Raw genomic sequence first — 2,259 nt, forward strand, 5'->3', positions numbered from 1 at the left:
TGCGCGCGCAGAGGATAGGGACCGAACTGTCTCACGACGTTCTAAACCCAGCTCGCGTGCCGCTTTGATGGGCGAACAGCCCAACCCTTGGGACCTGCTCCAGCCCCAGGATGCGACGAGCCGACATCGAGGTGCCAAACCATGCCGTCGATATGGACTCTTGGGCAGGATCAGCCTGTTATCCCCGGGGTACCTTTTATCCGTTGAGCGACGGCCCGCCCGCGCGGGGCCGCCGGATCACTAGCTCCTGCTTTCGCACCTGCCCGACCTGTCGGTCTCGCAGTCAAGCCCCCTTGTGCGCTTGCACTCGCCACCTGGTTGCCGACCAGGCTGAGGGGACCTTTGAGCGCCTCCGTTACTCTTTGGGAGGCAACCGCCCCAGTTAAACTACCCGCCAGGCACTGTCCCTGGCCCGGGTCACGGGCCGAGGTTCAGGCGCACGCCACGGCCGGAGTGGTATCTCAACAACGACTCCGCCGCCGCTGGCGCGACGGCATCACGGTCTCCCACCTATCCTGCACGGGCCGTGGCGGACGCCAATACCAAGCTGTAGTGAAGGTCCCGGGGTCTTTCCGTCCTTCTGCGCGTAACGAGCATCTTTACTCGTAGTGCAATTTCGCCGAGCCCGTGGTGGAGACAGCGGGGAAGTCGTTACGCCATTCGTGCAGGTCGGAACTTACCCGACAAGGAATTTCGCTACCTTAGGATGGTTATAGTTACCACCGCCGTTTACTGGGGCTTGAACTCACCCCTTCGCCCCGTGAAGGGGCTGAGGGATCCTCTTGACCTTCCAGCACCGGGCAGGCGTCAGTCCGTATACATCGCCTTGCGGCTTCGCACGGACCTGTGTTTTTAGTAAACAGTCGCTCCCCCCTGCTCTCTGCGGCCCTTCCCCCCAGCCCGCGCGGGGCCTCAGGGGTCGGGCCCCCCTTCTCCCGAAGTTACGGGGGCAATTTGCCGAGTTCCTTCACCACGGTTCGCTCGCCCGCCTAGGCATACTCTGCCGGACCACCTGTGTCGGTCTGGGGTACGGGCGGCCCGCACCATCGCGTCGAGGCTTTTCTCGGCACCTCAGGATCACCCTGCTGTCCCCCGCCGCGCCGCGGCGGGGTCACCATCACGCCTCGCCCCCGCCCCCCGTGGGGGGGCAGGCCCCCGGATTTGCCTGGGGGCCGGGCTGCGCGCTTGAACGGGCCAAGCCATCAGGCCCGCCGGGCTACCACTGTGCGTCACCCCTGTTAACACGCTTGCCTACCAGCACGGAGGACCCCCAGACCACCGGCTCACAGGCCCCCGGGGACGCCCGAAGGCGACCCGCGGACCGTCTCGTGGCCGGCGGCGTGGGTTAGCACCCGCGCGTCAGCATGGTCGGTACAAGGCCGGTACGGGAATATCAACCCGTCATCCATCGACTACGCCTGTCGGCCTCGCCTTAGGTCCCGACTCACCCAGGGAGGACGAACCTGCCCCTGGAACCCTTGGTCTCTCGGCGCCGGGGACTCCCACCCCGGTCTCGCTACTCATGCCTGCATCCTCGCTCCCGCACCGTCCACCCGCGGGTCACCCCCGGGCTTCACCCAGCGCAGGACGCTCCCCTACCACCCGCCCCCGCATCCGAGCAGGGGCGGGTCCGCGGCTTCGGCGGCGCGCTTGAGCCCCGCTGAATTGTCGGCGCACGACCACTCGACCAGTGAGCTATTACGCACTCTTTCAAGGATGGCTGCTTCTAAGCCAACCTCCTGGCTGTCACCGCAGCCGCACATCCTTTCCCACTTAGCGCACGCTTAGGGGCCTTAGCCGACGGTCCGGGCTGTTTCCCTCTCGACCACGAAGCTTATCCCCCGCGGTCTCACTGCCACGCTCCACCCGCACGGCATTCGGAGTTTGGCTGACCCCGGTAGCCCTCACGGGCCCCTCAGCCACCCAGTAGCTCTACCTCCGCCGGGAAGCACGCGACGCTGCACCAAAATGCATTTCGGGGAGAACCAGCTATCACGGAGTCTGATTGGCCTTTCACCCCTACCCACAGCTCATCCCCCCGGTTTTCAACCCAGGTGGGTTCGGTCCTCCACGCGCTCTTACACGCGCCTCAACCTGGCCATGGGTAGATCACCCCGCTTCGGGTCCGCACCACGCAACTCCACCGCCCTGTTCGGACTCGCTCTCGCTACGGCTCCCCCACACGGGTTAACCTCGCCACGCAGCACGACTCGCAGGCTCATTCTTCAATAGGCACGCCACCACCCCACCACCCCCCCC

The 2,259-nt window shown here is 65.8% G+C and carries 1 rRNA gene; it reads right to left on the reverse strand.

Annotation, left to right across the window (positions count from 1 at the left end):
- Positions 1-2,259 (reverse strand): 23S ribosomal RNA (locus tag O145_RS17770); the annotation flags it as partial.

It is taken from the genome of Actinomyces israelii DSM 43320, from assembly GCF_000711965.1.
GTDB lineage: Bacteria > Actinomycetota > Actinomycetes > Actinomycetales > Actinomycetaceae > Actinomyces > Actinomyces israelii.